The sequence below is a fragment of the Variovorax trehalosi genome, assembly GCF_051216415.1.
GTDB lineage: Bacteria > Pseudomonadota > Gammaproteobacteria > Burkholderiales > Burkholderiaceae_C > Variovorax.
On the sequence record NZ_JBPJZG010000005.1, the window covers coordinates 335,320 to 350,221 of the forward strand.

14 protein-coding genes are annotated in these 14,902 nt (G+C 67.4%); 8 read left to right on the forward strand and 6 right to left on the reverse strand.

The features are described from left to right. The first annotated feature begins 15 nt into the window (after positions 1 to 15). Genes ACSFA7_RS20495 through ACSFA7_RS20515 form a run of 5 tightly spaced genes read left to right on the forward strand, consistent with a single transcriptional unit; the run spans position 16 to position 4,408 of the window. Positions 16 to 882, forward strand: a complete 867-nt coding sequence (locus tag ACSFA7_RS20495) for an ABC transporter permease subunit (RefSeq protein ID WP_093432021.1) — start codon at positions 16 to 18, stop codon at positions 880 to 882. Between the two features lie 20 nt (positions 883 to 902). After that, the gene (locus ACSFA7_RS20500; RefSeq protein ID WP_435501072.1) at positions 903 to 1,973 is read left to right on the forward strand and encodes a branched-chain amino acid ABC transporter permease; all 1,071 of its coding nucleotides are present in this window, start codon (positions 903 to 905) and stop codon (positions 1,971 to 1,973) included. Further along, positions 1,970 to 2,692, forward strand: coding sequence for an ABC transporter ATP-binding protein (locus ACSFA7_RS20505; protein ID WP_435501073.1), 723 nt, complete (start codon positions 1,970 to 1,972; stop codon positions 2,690 to 2,692). Before ACSFA7_RS20500 ends, ACSFA7_RS20505 begins: the two co-directional genes overlap by 4 nt. Further along, positions 2,682 to 3,392 (forward strand): ABC transporter ATP-binding protein, encoded by a 711-nt coding sequence (locus ACSFA7_RS20510; protein ID WP_435501074.1) that lies wholly within the window; start codon positions 2,682 to 2,684, stop codon positions 3,390 to 3,392. Before ACSFA7_RS20505 ends, ACSFA7_RS20510 begins: the two co-directional genes overlap by 11 nt. Before the next feature lie 26 nt (positions 3,393 to 3,418). Beyond that, positions 3,419 to 4,408, forward strand: a complete 990-nt coding sequence (locus ACSFA7_RS20515; protein WP_435501075.1) for an acetamidase/formamidase family protein — start codon at positions 3,419 to 3,421, stop codon at positions 4,406 to 4,408. 20 nt (positions 4,409 to 4,428) lie between these two features. Here ACSFA7_RS20515 and moeA read toward each other — a convergent pair whose 3' ends face one another. From moeA to ACSFA7_RS20540, 5 genes are all read right to left on the reverse strand, one after another. Next, entirely contained in the window at positions 4,429 to 5,745 is a 1,317-nt protein-coding gene (gene moeA, locus ACSFA7_RS20520; RefSeq protein WP_435501076.1) for a molybdopterin molybdotransferase MoeA, read from the reverse strand. After that, positions 5,742 to 6,380, reverse strand: coding sequence for a molybdenum cofactor guanylyltransferase MobA (gene mobA, locus ACSFA7_RS20525; RefSeq protein ID WP_435501077.1), 639 nt, complete (start codon positions 6,378 to 6,380; stop codon positions 5,742 to 5,744). Before mobA ends, moeA begins: the two co-directional genes overlap by 4 nt. 14 nt (positions 6,381 to 6,394) lie before the next feature. Then, the gene (gene moaA / locus ACSFA7_RS20530; protein ID WP_435501078.1) at positions 6,395 to 7,549 is read right to left on the reverse strand and encodes a GTP 3',8-cyclase MoaA; all 1,155 of its coding nucleotides are present in this window, start codon (positions 7,547 to 7,549) and stop codon (positions 6,395 to 6,397) included. Between the two features lie 58 nt (positions 7,550 to 7,607). Then, positions 7,608 to 8,891, reverse strand: coding sequence for a serine hydrolase domain-containing protein (locus tag ACSFA7_RS20535; protein WP_435501079.1), 1,284 nt, complete (start codon positions 8,889 to 8,891; stop codon positions 7,608 to 7,610). Between the two features lie 83 nt (positions 8,892 to 8,974). After that, a complete protein-coding gene (locus ACSFA7_RS20540) occupies positions 8,975 to 9,676 on the reverse strand; it encodes a hypothetical protein (protein WP_435501080.1) in 702 nt (233 codons plus the stop codon). 193 nt (positions 9,677 to 9,869) lie between these two features. Between ACSFA7_RS20540 and ACSFA7_RS20545 the strand changes: the two genes are divergently transcribed. Together ACSFA7_RS20545 and ACSFA7_RS20550 are read left to right on the forward strand one after the other, a co-directional pair. Beyond that, the gene (locus ACSFA7_RS20545; RefSeq protein ID WP_435501081.1) at positions 9,870 to 10,508 is read left to right on the forward strand and encodes a superoxide dismutase; all 639 of its coding nucleotides are present in this window, start codon (positions 9,870 to 9,872) and stop codon (positions 10,506 to 10,508) included. Between the two features lie 10 nt (positions 10,509 to 10,518). Beyond that, positions 10,519 to 11,448, forward strand: a complete 930-nt coding sequence (locus tag ACSFA7_RS20550; protein ID WP_435501082.1) for a ZIP family metal transporter — start codon at positions 10,519 to 10,521, stop codon at positions 11,446 to 11,448. 123 nt (positions 11,449 to 11,571) lie between these two features. Here ACSFA7_RS20550 and ACSFA7_RS20555 read toward each other — a convergent pair whose 3' ends face one another. Then, the gene (locus ACSFA7_RS20555) at positions 11,572 to 13,005 is read right to left on the reverse strand and encodes an aldehyde dehydrogenase family protein (RefSeq protein WP_206173793.1); all 1,434 of its coding nucleotides are present in this window, start codon (positions 13,003 to 13,005) and stop codon (positions 11,572 to 11,574) included. Between the two features lie 310 nt (positions 13,006 to 13,315). On the opposite strand from ACSFA7_RS20555, the gene ACSFA7_RS20560 reads away from it, so the two are divergent. After that, positions 13,316 to 14,839 (forward strand): DUF4214 domain-containing protein, encoded by a 1,524-nt coding sequence (locus ACSFA7_RS20560; protein ID WP_435501083.1) that lies wholly within the window; start codon positions 13,316 to 13,318, stop codon positions 14,837 to 14,839. The last annotated feature ends 63 nt before the right edge of the window (positions 14,840 to 14,902 follow it).

The following is a 14,902-nucleotide window of genomic DNA, read 5'->3' on the forward strand; positions in this document are numbered from 1 at the left end:
CAGCAGGGAGCAGCGGTGTTCGCCGAAATCTTCTCGTTCTTCTACCAGTTCGCCGACGTGTTCGCGTTCCTCATCCTCTCGGCGGCCGGCCTGGCCATCGTGTTCGGGATGATGGGCGTGATCAACATGGCGCATGGCGAATTCATCATGTGCGGCGCCTACGTCACCGTGGGGCTCGTGCACGCGGGCTTTCCGCTGCCGCTCGCGCAGCTGTGCGGCACGCTCGCCGCGGGGCTGATCGGCGTGGCCGTGGAGTGGAGCCTGGTGCGCAAGCTCTACAAGCGGCCGCTCGATTCGCTGCTCGCCACCTGGGGCTTGAGCCTTATCGTGACGCAGGGCATGCTGCTGGTCTTCGGCTCCACGCTCACCGGCGTGGGCACGCCCGAGGGCAGCTTCGTGGTGGGCGACTACACCTTCTCGGTCTACCGCATGGTGCTGTTCGCAGCCGCCGTGGCGGTGCTGGGCGGCATCTACTTCATCTTCATGCGCACGCGCTTCGGGGTGCATGCGCGCGCCACGATGCAGAACGCATCGATCGCGCAGGCCACCGGCGTGCGCGTGGGGCGCGTGTATGCGCTGAGCTTCGGCATCGGCGCGGCGCTGGCGGGCCTGTGCGGCGCGCTCTATGCGCCCACCATGACGCTGATACCCACGATGGGCGCGGCCTTCCTGGTCGAGGCCTTCGTCACGGTGGTGGTGGGCGGCGCCAACGTGCTGCTGGGCACCGCGCCGGCCGGCATCTTGCTCGCGGTCATCCGCACCGGCCTGAACGGCTGGGGCGGGCAGATCGTGGGGCAGATCGGCATGCTGCTGGCCGTGATCGTGGTGATCCGCATCCTGCCCGAAGGGGTGTCCGGATGGCTGGCCCGCAAGACGCGCTGAACCTGCACGGAGTCACACGAATGTTCCAACTCATCAACGGGCCGCAGACGCTGGGTGCCACGCGCGTCTTCTGGCTTCCCTTCATCGCGGTGCTCGCGGCCGTGCTGCTGTACCCGGCCTTCGCCGACGGCTACGACGTGGGCAACATGGCCTACCTCCTCACCTGGGTCTTCATGGCCATGGGCCTGTGCCTGGTGTGGGGCTACGGCGGCATGCTGTCGTTCGGGCAGACCTTCTTCTTCGGCATCGCGGGCTACGGCTACGGTGTGGCGGCGGTCAACCTCGGCGGCGATGCGGGCACCACGTTCCTCGCACTGGTGATCGCGCTGTGCCTGGCGGCGGCGGCCGCTGCGGTGCTGGGCTACTTCATGATCTGGGGGCGCGTAGGCGGCGTGTTCTTCGGCATCGTCACGCTCTCGGCCACGCTGGTGCTGGCCTTCTTCCTCGGGCAGACGGCCGGGCCCGAATGGCACATCGGCAGCGCGCGGCTGAACGGCTTCAACGGCATGAAGGACATGGCGCCGCTGAACATCCCGTGGTTCGGCGACGATCCGCTCGTGTTCGACGGCATCGCGCTGTACTACCTGGTGGTGGGCCTGATCCTCATCGTGTACCTGGGCCTTCGCATGATGCTGAACTCGCGTTTCGGCAACGTGATCGTCGCGGTGCGCGAAGACCCGCAGCGCGCCGAGCTGCTGGGCTACGACGTGCGCAAATACCAGCTCGCCACCTTCGTGATCGGCTCCACGCTCGCGGGCCTGAGCGGCGTGCTCTACACCTCGTGGGGCCAGTTCATTACGCCGGCCAGCGTGGGGCTGCCGGCCGCGGCGATGCCCATCGTCTGGGTCGCGTTCTCGGGGCGAGGCGACATCACCGCCACGCTGGTGGGTTCGTTCCTCGTGCTCTGGGCCTTCCAGACGATCACGGTCTACAGCCAGCAGGCGGCGCTGCTGCTGATGGGCGCGATGTTGCTGTGCACGGTGATGGTGGCGCCGCAGGGCTTCGTGATCGGCGTGGTGCAGGCGGTGCGGCGGCTGTTCGTGCGACGTGGCGCACCCGAGGTGTCTACGGGGCAGGAGGCGAGCGCATGAACGCCTTGCTGGAAACCCGGTCGCTGTCCAAGCGCTTCGGCGGCCATGCGGCGGTGTCGGAGGTCGACCTGTCGGTGCGCCAGGGCGAGATCCATTGCCTCATCGGGCCCAACGGCGCGGGCAAGAGCACGCTGTTCAAGCTCATCGTCGGCACGCACGAGGCCTCGGAAGGCAGCATCGCGTTCCAGGGGCGCGACGTGACACGCGAGCGTCCGTTCCGGCGCGTGCAGCAGGGCATGAGCATCAAGATGCAGGCGCCCAGCGTGTTCAAGGAACTGCCGGTGCGGCAGAACCTCCACATCGCGCTGCAGCACCACACGCGCCTGGCGGACCTCAAGCGCGAGGAAGACCGGCTGCTCGAATTGCTGGACCTCGCGCAGGACGCTGCAAAGCCCGCCGGTGAGCTCGCCCACGGCCAGCAGCAGTGGCTGGAGATCGGCATGGCGCTCGCGCTCAAGCCGGTGCTGCTGCTGATGGACGAGCCCACCGCGGGCCTCTCGCCCGAGGAAACCTTCAAGACCGGCGAGCTGATCCAGAAGCTCAACGCCGAAGGGATGACGGTGCTGGTGGTCGAGCACGACATGGCCTTCATCCGCCAGATCGCGCAGCGCGTGACGGTGCTGCATTTCGGCAAGGTATTTGCCGAAGGCTCGATCGGCGAAATCATCGCGGACCCGCGCGTGGCCGAGATCTATTTGGGCAAGACACATGACCACTGAGACCATCCTCGAGTTGCAGGGCGTGCAGGCGAGCTACGGCGCCACGCCCATCCTGCAGGGCGTGGACATGAAGGTGCGCAAGGGCGAGATCGTGAGCCTCATCGGCCGCAACGGCGTCGGCAAGACGACCACCATGCGCTGCCTGATGGGCCTCCTGCGCACGCGCGGCGGCAGCGTGCGGCTGCAGGGGCAGGACATCGCGGCGCTGTCGAGCGATGCTCGCGCGCGCCTGGGCATCGGCTACGTGCCGCAAGGGCGCGAGGTGTTCGCGCGCATGACGGTGGCCGAGAACCTGATGGTGGGCGAACTGGTCGGCGGTCCGCGCGGCAAGAAGCAGCCCGACCTGGTCTACCAGTATTTCCCGCGGCTGGCGGAGCGCCGCAACCAGCAGGCCGGCACCATGTCGGGCGGCGAGCAGCAGCAGCTGGCCATCGGCCGCGCGCTGGTGGGCAACCCCGCGCTGATGCTGCTGGACGAGCCCTCCGAGGGCATCCAGCCCTCGATCGTGCAGCTCATCTGCGACGTGCTGCGCGCGATACGGCGCGACCTGGGCACCACCATTCTTTTCGTGGAGCAGAACCTCGACACGATCCTGGACGTGGGCGAGCGCGCCTACGTCATGGAGAAGGGCCGCATCGTCGGGCGCATCGAGCCCGGCCAGATGAACGCGCAGGCAGTGCGCGCCCACCTGATGCTCTGAACAAAACCCACCAAGGAGAAGACCCGATGAACTGGCTCGACCAATCGATCATGCACACCCGAGGCCTCGGCCGCGGGCGCAGCCTGGACACGCACGAACTCACCGAGGCGAAGCAGGGCAAATTCCACTTCACCATCGGCCCCTACACCGAGCCCGTGCTGACGGTGAAGCCCGGCGACCGCATCGTGGTGGAGACGCGCGACGCCTTCGACGGAAAGGTGAAGACCGAGCAGGACCTGCCTTCGAAGGTGCTCACCATGCCCTTCGTGAACCCGCAGAACGGGCCGATCATGATCGAGGGCGCCGAGCCCGGCGACACGGTCGCGGTGCACATCGAATCGATGGCGCCGCGCGGGCCCAATCCGTGCGGCACCTGCTGCATGATCCCGGACTTCGGCGCGTTGAGCGGCACGGCCTTCACCGCACTGCTGAACCAGCCGCTGCCCGAGACGGTGCGCAAGATCGACGTGGACGAAGAGGGCGTCTACTGGAGCAAGCGCGTCACCTTGCCCTACAGGCCGCACATCGGCACGCTGAGCTGCTCGCCCGAGATCGACTCGATCAACAGCCTCACACCCGACCAGCACGGCGGCAACATGGACCTGCCCGACATGGGGCCCGGCAGCATCACCTACCTGCCGGTGCGCACCGCGGGCGGGCGCCTCTTCATCGGCGATGCGCACGCCTGCCAGGGCGACGGCGAGGTGTGCGGCACGGCGGTGGAGTATCCGAGCCTCACGACCATCCGCGTGGACCTCATCAAGGGCTGGAAGCTCGAATGGCCGCGGCTGGAGACCGAGGACATGATCATGGCGATTGGCAGCGCCCGTCCGCTGGAGGACGCGACCCGCATCGCGTACAAGGAACTCATCCTCTGGATGGAGGCGGAGTACGGCTATGACCGCTGGGACGCCTACATGATGCTGAGCCAGTGCGGCAAGGTGCGGCTCGGGAATTTCGTGGATCCGAAATACACGGTGGGCGCGGGCATCTCCAAGCAATATCTCGCGCCTTGAGCGCGGCGCGGCTGGGGAGGCTAGATCGCGCCGTCGAACATCATCACGTCGACCTCTTCGCCCGCAGCGATATGGCCCTGGTCATGATGTAGCACCACCAGTCCGTTGGCCTCGACCATCGAACTCAGCACGCCCGAACCCTGGTTGGTGGCGACACAGACTTCGGGCAATGAGCCCGCCACAGCCTTCACAACCCCCCGCTGGTACTCGGTGCGCCCGGGCTTCTTGCGGATCGGCCCGGCGCTGCGCGCGCGCAGCAGCGGCGGGGGCGCCGAGGCCGCATCGTGGCAGCCCATCATCCGCAGCAGCGCGGGCCGCACGAAGGCGAGAAAAGTGACCATCACGGCCACCGGATTGCCGGGCAGGCCGAACAGCACGGACGGACTGGCGTGCTCCCCGCCGTCGCGCGGAATCAGCCCCACGGCCAGCGGCCGGCCGGGCCGCATCGCGACATGCCAGAACGCCATTTCGCCGACCTGCTGCATCACGTCGCGCGTGTGGTCGGCCGCGCCGACGCTCACGCCGCCGCTGGTGACGATCGCGTCGGCTTCGCTCGCGGCGCGTTGCAGCGTCGCGGCCAGCGTGGCGGGGTCGTCGTGCACGAGGCCCAGGTCGATCACCTCGCAGCCCAGGCGCGCGAGCAGGCCGAACACGGTGTAGCGGTTGCTGTCGTACACCGCGCCTTCGCGGGGCGGCTCGCCGATGCAGAGAATCTCGTCGCCGGTCGAGAAGTAGGCGACGCGCAGTTTTCGCAGCGCCGGCACGCCGGGCAGGCCGAGGCTCGCAACCATGCCAAGGGCGGCTGGCGAGAGCCGCTCGCCCCGCCGCAGAGCCGGTTGGCCCTTCATCAGGTCTTCGCCCGCGAAGCGGCGGTTGTCGCCGCGGCGCAGCACGCGGTCGGGAAAGCGCACAACGTCGCCCTCGACCTGGCAGAACTCCTGCGGGATCACGGTGTCCAGGCCGGCTGGCATCATCGCGCCGGTCATGATGCGCACCGCGTCGCCCGGGGCCAGCGCGCCGCGCCAGGCCGTGCCGGCGAGCGCGGTGCCCACCACGCGCAGCTGGATGGAGTGGTCGGCAGGTGCGTCGGTCGGGAGGATCGCGCCATCGAACGCGTAGCCGTCCATCGCCGAGTTGTCGTGCGGCGGCACGCTCACGGGCGAGACGAGGTCTTCGGCCAGCACGCGGCCGAGCGCGTCGCGCAGCGAAACGCTCTCGCGCTGTGTGACGACGAGCGGCGCAACCAACCGGGCCAGGAAAGTCTGGACGGCATCGACGCTCAACGCGTCGGTGTCATGGCCCGGGAGGGCGGCGGCAATGTCGGCGAGGCTGCTCATCGGTTCTCGAGTGCTTGCAGTTCGGCGAGCGTGTTGGCGTTGAAGAAGGCGTCGGGCGCATCGCCGGGGCGGTCGAAGGGGACGAGCACGGTGCGGTGTTGCGCAGTCCACGCCTGAACCTTGCGGCCACCGCCTTCGGTGAAGCGCAGCAGGCTTTCGTGCAGGTCGGTGCGCAGCAGGCAGAACACGGGTTGCGGGCGCAGCACGGGTTCCGAGCCCTCTTCGGTATCGGGCGCGGCGACCATCGCGATCTCGGCGTTGCCGGCTTCCAGGGCTTCGGCCAGGCGCGCCGCCAGGTCGGGCGGAAAGCGCGGCGTGTCGCAAGGCACGGTGAGCAGGAAGGGCGTCTCGCAGTTCTCAAGCCCCGTGAGGAAACCCGCGAGCGGCCCCGGGTAGTCCGCAAGACTGTCGGTCAGCACCGGAACGCCGAAGGCCTCGTAGGCCGCAAGGTTCCGGTTGGCATTGATCAGCATCTGGCCGACCTGCGCGCCCAGGCGCAGCACCGCATGCAGGGCGAGCGGCACGCCGTTGAAGTTCTGCAGGCCCTTGTCGACGCCGCCCATGCGGGAGCCGCGTCCGCCGGCCAGCAGCAAGCCGGTGATGTCGGAGGGCGCAATGGCGGGGTGCGCAGGCATGGCGGCAGCCTGCGTCATCCGCCGATGTAGCTCATCTCGACGCGGCGCGGGGCCTTGTCGGTTGCATCGCCGTGCGCGGTGTCGTCGGGGCCGCGCAGTGCGCGCAACTCGGAGTAGCGGTCGGCCCGGCCCTGCCAGATGTGGCCGATGGCAGAGGAGATGTCGTCGTCGCTGGCCGTGCCGCGCAGCAACGGCCGCAGGTCGTGGCCGGCGCTGGCGAAGAGGCAGAGGTACAGCTTGCCCTCGGTCGACAGGCGCGCGCGGCTGCAGTCGTGGCAGAAGGCCTGGGTCACGCTGCTGATCACGCCGACCTCGCCGCCGCCGTCGGCATAGGCCCAGCGCTGGGCGGTTTCGCCCGGCGTGGTGGCTTCGAGCGGCATCAGCGGAAACTCTTCGGCGATGCGCGCGATGACGTCGGCCGAGGGCAGCACCTCATCCATGCGCCAGCCGTTGGTGGCGCCCACGTCCATGTATTCGATGAAGCGCAGCACCACATTGCCGCCATGGTGCTCGCGGAAGTAGCGCGCCATCGGCAGGATTTCCTGCTCGTTGGTGCCGCGCTTGACCACCATGTTGACCTTGATCGGGCCGAGGCCGGCGGCCCGGGCCGCGTCGATGCCGGCCAGCACGTCGGCCACCGGGAAGTCGACATCGTTCATGTGGCGGAAGACCGCGTCGTCCAGGCTGTCCAGGCTCACCGTCACGCGCTGCAGGCCGGCGGCCCTGAGCGCTGCGGCCTTGCGCGCGAGCAGGGAGCCGTTGGTGGTGAGCGTGAGTTCGAGCGGCGCGCCGTCGGGCGTGCGGATCTCGGCGAGCTGCTCGATCAGCCCCTCGATGTTCTTGCGCAGCAGCGGCTCGCCGCCGGTGAGCCGGATCTTGCGCACGCCGTGCGCCGCGAACAGGCGCGCCAGGCGCGTCATTTCCTCGAAGCTCAGGAGCGCGCTGTGCGGCAGGTACTTGTAGTCCTTGTCGAACACGTCCTTGGGCATGCAGTAGCTGCAGCGGAAGTTGCAGCGGTCGGTCACGCTGATGCGCAGGTCGGTCAGCGGGCGGCCCAGGCGGTCGAGCAGCAGGCCCGTGGCGGGCACGGCGATGTCCGGCACGGCCACGGCGGGTGGCGTGCGGCCGATCTGCGAGATCGGAATGACGGTGCTGCTGCTGTTCTTCATGGCTTCGAGGGGATGGGTCCGATTTTGCGCCAGGCCTCAAGAGCCTGTGAACAGCAGGCTACTTGATCACCGCCGCATAAATCATGTCCCGGGTCAAGGATCTGTAATGTGTCCGGTATTTCGGCGACTGCAGCATCAGCACGACGAACATCTCGTTCTTGGGGTCCACCCACATGTAGGTGCCGCCCGCGCCGCCCCAGTTGTATTCGCCGCCGGCCGAGGGGTAGGGCGCCTCGCCGTCATTGCGGCGCACCGCGAAGCCGAGGCCGAAGCCGTAGCCCGGGCCCGGCAGGTAGAGCGGGCCAGGCACGATGCCGGCGCCCGCGTTGGAGTGGTCGGCGGTCATCAGCGCGATGGTGCGCGGGCCGAGGTAGCGCTTGCCGTCGAGCGAGCCGCCGTTCAGCAGCATCTGCAGGAAGCGCGCGTAGTCGCCGGCCGTGGACACCAGCCCGCCGCCGCCCGATTCGAGCTTGCGCACGATGCGCGGGTCGTTCAGGTCGGCGCCCACGCCGAAGCTGCGGTCTGTCGGCAGCGGCTCGGCAATGCGCGGCTGGCGGTCCGGCTCGGGCACGTAGTAGGTGGTGTCCTTCATGCCCAGCGGATCGAAGAGGCGCGCCTTCTCGAACTGGTAGAGCGACTGGCCCGACACCACCTCGATCACCCGTCCGAGGATGTCGGTCGACTGGCTGTAGTCCCAGGTCGTGCCCGGCTGGTAGGCCAACGGCAGCTTGGCCAGGCGCTGCGAGAACTCGGCGTTGGTCGGGTCGTTGGTGCCCAGGCCCGCCGCGTTGTAGGCCTGCTTCACCAGGCCCGGCCCGAAGAAGCCGTAAGTCAGGCCCGAGGTGTGGCGCATCAGGTCCTGCACGGTGATCGGGCGGCGCGCGGGCACGGTCTCGAGCACCGGCTTGCCGTCGGCGCCGGGCTTCTCGACGCCGACGGTCATGCTGGCGTACTCGGGCAGGTACGTCGAAATCGGGTCGTCCAGCTTCAGGCGGCCGTCTTCCACCAGCATCATCGCGGCCACAGAGGTGATGGGCTTGCTCATCGAGTAGATGCGGAAGATGCCGTCGCGCTGCATCGGCGTGCCGGCCGTGGGGTCGAGCTTGCCGACAGGCTCGAACCAGGCCAGCTTGCCCTGGCGGGCCACCAGCAGCACCGCGCCCGGGATCTTGCCGGCGGCCACGTCGGCCTTGAGCACGTCGGTGAGCATCTGCAGGCGCTCGGTCGAAAGCCCGACCCGCTCCGGCGTGGCGGTCGGCAGCGATTGCGCCGCGGCCAGCAAAGGTGCGGCCAGGCTCAGGCCGAGCACGGCCGTGCGCAGAGTGCGCCTGAAGAACTTCATGGTGTTGTCTCCGTCCTGTCGTTGATGGAAAACTGGCACGACGGTCTTGGCGCCGCCTGGGAATCCGAATCGGGGATCTGGGGCTACCCCCGGCAGAGCTTGAGGTTTGTGCGGGCCGCGCGGACCACCGGCAGGATGTCCTCGGCATCGGCGGGTGGGTAGTTGTCCTTCACGCCCTGGTCGGTTCGGGCGGCGTCTTCGGCCAGCGGCTCCAGCGTCTTGAGGCAGCCCGCGCGGTCGCCGAGCCTGAACTGCGTGATCGCCAGGTCATTGCGGATGCGGCCCGTGGTGATCCAATCGAGCGTCCTGCTGCATTCGCCGAGCACGGGGGCGAGGGTGGTCTGGGCGGCGGCGAAGTCCTTCGCGTCGTACTGGCGCTTGAAGGTCTTGCGCGTTGCCGCCACGGCCTTGTCGGTGCAGGCCCGGCTGGGCTTGAGGTAGGTGCCTTCGAACGAGGCCCGCGCGCCACAGCTCTGGCGGCAGTCGTCCGAGCCGTTGGAGCTGACCTCGACCGCGCCGCCCTTGAGGGTGAAATTCACCACGCAGCCGGTGTCGTCGATCTTGGACTTGCCGCGGACGATGGTGCCGTCGAGCGAGCAGACGTGGGCATTGGAGCCGACCGTGGTGATGTCGAAGTGCCCGCTGGGCTTGACGCGCAGTGAGCCGGCGCCGCCCTCGTAGATGTAGTCACCGGCTGGCGGGGTGGCGATCTGTGCGCTGGCGATGCCCGCGCCGAACACCAGCAGGAAGGTCGGCACGAGGGGCAGGATGCGGTGCAATTTCATCGGTGCGAAGCCTTTCAGAGGGACGCGAGGCAGTGTATCGGGCTCGTTTCGTCGTGGGGTCGATTTGGCTTGTTTGCACCATCTCCACGGGTGATGTCTTGACGTGGACAATGAGAATTACTATCATCTGGTCGCCTGAGTACGCAGCACGCCGATAACGCAAAGGGCTCTTTCAACCAAGGAGCTTCCGACCGTGCCGTACACCCTGCCAGCCTTGCCCTATGCCTTCGATGCGCTCGAACCGCACATCGATGCGCAGACGATGGAAATCCACCATGGCAAGCACCACCAGACCTATGTGAACAACCTCAATGCGGCCGTCAAGGGCACGCCGCACGAGGACACGCCGGTCGAGCAACTGATCGTCGACATCGACCAACTGCCCGAGGCGCTGCGCGCGCCGGTGCGCAACAACGGCGGCGGCCATGCCAACCACAGCCTGTTCTGGACCGTGATGGCGCCCGCCGGCCAGGGCGGTGGCGGCGCGCCCACGGGCGATCTCGCCAAGGCCATCGACGCCGACCTGGGCGGTTTCGACGCTTTCAAGGACGCCTTCACCAAGGCCGCGCTCACGCGCTTCGGCAGCGGCTGGGCCTGGCTCGGGGTCGCCAAGGGCGGCAGGCTCGCGGTGGAAAGCAGCGGCAACCAGGACAGTCCGCTGATGCGCGGCATCGGCTCGGGCAACACGCCGATCCTCGGGCTCGACGTGTGGGAGCACGCCTACTACCTCAAGTACCAGAATCGCCGCCCTGAATACATCGCGGCGTTCTACAACGTCGTGAACTGGGCCGAAGTGGCCCGGCGCCACGCCGCCGCCCTTGTCGGCGCCTGAGGACATTGCCATGAACGACGAGCCGCAATACCCGCAGGGCACGGCCGCCACGGCGCGATCACGGCCCACGCCCTCAGTGCGCGAATGGATCGGGCTGGCCATCGTCGCGGCCGGCGCACTGGCGCTGGTGTCGCAGTTCTGGCAGTTCGTGCGGGCCGACCCGGTGGTGTGGAACGCCTTGCTTGGCGGCTCGATGGCCGCGCTGGCAACGGCGCTGGGCACGCTCCCGGTGGTGTTCTCGCAGAAGCTGCCCGAGCGGCTGCAGGACACGCTCTTCGGTTTCGGTGCCGGTGTGATGCTGGCGGCCTGCGCCTTCTCGCTGATCATTCCCGGCCTCGATGCGGCGAAGAACATAGGCGTCTTCGGCGGCGGCAGTTGGGCGGCGGGCGGCGTGATCGGCGCGGCCATCCTGCTGGGCGGCATCGTGCTCATGGTGATGGACCGCGTGTTGCCGCACGAGCACTTCATCAAAGGGCGGGAAGGGCAGTCGGCCAAGCAGTTGCGGCGCACGTGGCTCTTCGTGTTCGCGATCGCGCTGCACAACGTGCCGGAGGGCCTGGCCATCGGCGTGGGCTATGCGGGCAACAACGGGCTGCGCGCCGACGCACTGGCCACCGGCATCGCGATTCAGGACGTGCCGGAAGGGCTGGTGGTCGCGGTGGCGTTGCTGGCGGCCGGCTACAAGCGCTGGTTCGCCGTGGTGATCGGCATGGCGTCGGGGCTGGTCGAGCCGCTGGGTGCGGTGCTGGGCGCGGCGGTGGTCGGCCATTCGGCGCTGCTGCTGCCCTGGGGACTGGGTTTCGCTGCGGGCGCGATGCTGTTCGTCATCAGCCACGAGATCATTCCCGAGTCGCACCGCAAGGGGCACGAAGCCTTTGCGACCAGCGGGCTGATGCTCGGCTTCGTGCTGATGATGTTGTTGGACACAGCGTTGGGGTAAGACTTTCCCGTCTCCTTCGTGGGACACCGCGGAACCGGCTTTGCCGGGCCGCTGGTGTCGCGCCCCGGCGAGGGGGTTGGCGAAGCGACACGAAGTGCGCGTAGCCTGGCGGAGAGCCTGTTGCTAGCCGTGCTTGACGGCGACGGTCTTGAGCGTCGTGAAGCCATACAGCGCCTCGAAGCCCTTTTCACGGCCGTAGCCCGACGACTTCACGCCCCCGAAAGGCAGTTCGACCCCGCCGCCCGCGCCATAGTTGTTGATGAACACCTGCCCGCTGCGCACGCGCCGGGCCATGCGGAACTGGCGCGAGCCGTCGGCCGTCCACACGCCGGCAACCAGGCCGAACTGCGTGGCGTTGGCGAGCGCCACCGCTTCGTCTTCGTCCGCGAACTGCATCGCGGCGAGCACCGGGCCGAATACTTCTTCCTGCGCAAGGCGGTGGCCGACCGGCACGTCGCGCAGCAGCGTGGGCGCCTGGTAGAAGCCGGTTTCGGGCGCTTCCTCGACGACGATGCCCTGCGCCACCATCGGGATGCCGGCATGCTGGGCGTCGCTCAGGAAGTCCCACACGCGCTGCTGCTGCGTCTGGCGGATCAGCGGACCCACGTCGAGGTCCATGGCCGCCGGGCCGACGCGCAGGGCTTCGAAGGCGTGGCCCAGGCGCTCGAGCAACGGCTCGTAGATGGCGCGCTGGATCAGCACGCGCGAGCCGGCCGAGCAGGTCTGGCCGGCGTTCTGCACGATGGCGTTGATGACCACCGGAATGGCCGCATCCAGATCGGCGTCCGCGAAGATGATCTGCGGACTCTTGCCGCCCAGCTCGAGCGTGACCGGGCAATGCCGCTCGGCCGCCACCTGCTGGATCAGCGTGCCGATCTTCGGGCTGCCGGTGAAGCTGATGTGGTCGATGCCTTCGTGCCGCGCGAGCGCGTCGCCCACTTCATGGCCGTAGCCCGTCACGATGTTGAGCGCGCCCGCCGGAAAGCCGACTTCGGCCGCCAGTTGCGCCACGCGGATCAGCGAGAGGCACGCATCTTCGGCCGGCTTCACCACGCACACGTTGCCCGCCGCCAGCGCTCCGCCCACGCTGCGCCCGAAGATCTGCATCGGGTAGTTCCACGGAATGATGTGCCCGGTGACGCCGTGCGGCTCGCGCCAGGTGAAGACGCTGTAGCCGTCCTGGTAGGGGATGGTCTCGCCGTGCAGCTTGTCGCAGGCACCGGCGTAGAACTCGAAGTAGCGCACCAGCGCCACCGCATCGGCGCGCGCCTGCTTGACGGGCTTGCCGCAGTCGCGCTGCTCGATCAGCGCGAGCTCGTCGACATGCTCGGCGATCTTCAGCGAGAGCTTGTAGAGCAGGCGGCTGCGGTCGGCGGCGCTGACCTTGTGCCACACGCCCTCGAAGCAGTCGCGCGCGGCGCGCACGGCGGAGTCGATGTCGGCGGCGTTGCTGCGTTGGATTTCGTCGAAGGGCTGGCCATCGGACGGATCGATGACGGGGAGGGTGCGGCCGGAGGAGGAAGGGACGTCGGCGTTGGCGATGTAGTTGAGCTGCATGAGGCGGGATTTTGCGCGAATGCGAAAAAGCCGCGGGCCGGTCGTTTCGTATCCCGAGCGGCGACCAGGAAACACCGCCTAGCAAATCTACTTAGTACTTAAGATTTAACGATCTGGTGAGCTTTGTGAAAAGCAGATCGTCCGTGGAAAAAGCACATGACCATGAGCGTCTTCACGCAGGAAACAAGGGATACAAGCGGATACGATATCGGGAGAGTCAGGCCGAAAACCGTGACTTGGAATGGGCTGTATCGGCAGTGAGGACGATGCAGGTGTGGAGAAGTCTTACTTAAAAACGAAGGAACGTACTGTGGCGATCATCAACGGCACCCCTGGAAACGATACTTTGGTCGGAACCCCTGCTTCGGACACCATTCACGGCGGTGCCGGAAACGATCTGATCGACGGCGGCGCAGGCAACGATTTCATCTACAGCGATTCAGGGGACGACGACATCTGGGGTGGCCAGGGCAATGACACCATTGTCGGCAACGACAGCAATCAGCCCGGTTTGGTCATCGTTCACTACAACGACGGTCCTGCCGGTGTCACGGTGGATTTGCGTGCTGGCACGGCGACGGACGGATGGGGCAATCGCGACACGCTGTCGCAGATCTATGCCGCTGTCGGTTCGGATTTCAACGACGCGCTGACGGCTCTCGGTGCGACGAGTTCTGTCTACCTGAATGGCGGCGCCGGAGACGACAAGATCACCGGCGGTTGGGGTAACGATGGGCTGGTCGGCGGCGCGGGCAACGACGTCATCGACGGTGGCGACGGCATCTTCGGCGCCGCGAACACGCCCTATGGCGCGGTATATCGCCTGTACCAGGCAACCCTTGGCCGGGAGCCGGACGTCGGCGGCGTCGAAGCCTGGGCCGGTGCGCTCAAGGGCGGTACGGCGCTGAATTCGGTCGCATCAGGCTTCGTGGGTTCCGCGGAGTTTCAGTCGGTCTACGGTGCCCTGAACAACTCCCAGTTCGTGACCTTGCTGTATCGGAACGTGCTGGGCCGCACGCCCGACAGCGGCGGTCTGGCAGCTTGGGTGCAGGCATTGAACTCCGGCACCTCTCGCGCGGATGTGGTCGTCGGCTTCTCGGAGTCCAGCGAATTCAAAAGCACCACGTCGACTGACGTCGATGCCTTCATGACGTCGAAGTTCAGCGGGGAGCATCAAGGCGCCATTTATCGTCTCTATAAGGCCACCCTGGGCCGTGAGCCTGATGGTGGCGGCATGGTCAGCTGGACCAACGCCATGGACACGGCCACCCAGACGATCCAATCGGTCGCACAGGGCTTCGTGGGTTCCGCGGAATTCCGCAACACCTATGGCACGCTGAACAACAGCCAGTTCGTGTCGCTGCTCTATCGCAATGTGCTGGGCCGCGATCCCGACCAAGGTGGCTTGGCCGCATGGGTCAATGCGCTGAACAATGGAGCGAGTCGCGCCAGCGTGGTGGTCGGTTTCTCCGACTCCGCCGAATTCCGCGCGAGCACTGCGGCCGGGCAGGCCACCTACATGGCAAACACCTTCGGCAGTTGGTCGGATGTGTTGAGCGGCGGTGCAGGAAACAACACATTGATCGGCGGCCGTGGCGCAGACCTGTTCGTTTTCAGCGCAGGCACCGAAGCCAGCAACAACCAGGTCTACGGGCTCGAGGGCGTTGACCAGTTGAGGTTTTCGGGCTTCGGCTACGGTGGCACGGCCGATGTCCTGAGCCACATGACGCAGAACGGGCAGAACGTGGTGTTCACCGATGGCAACCAGAGCATCACATTCCACCATGCCACGCTCGCGCAGCTTTCGCAGGCCAATATTCAATTGACTGCGTGACGTAGATAACGCGTCGCTGGTGCACTGCCGGGGCTGCAGAGCGACGCGGCGCCTTGATTGAGA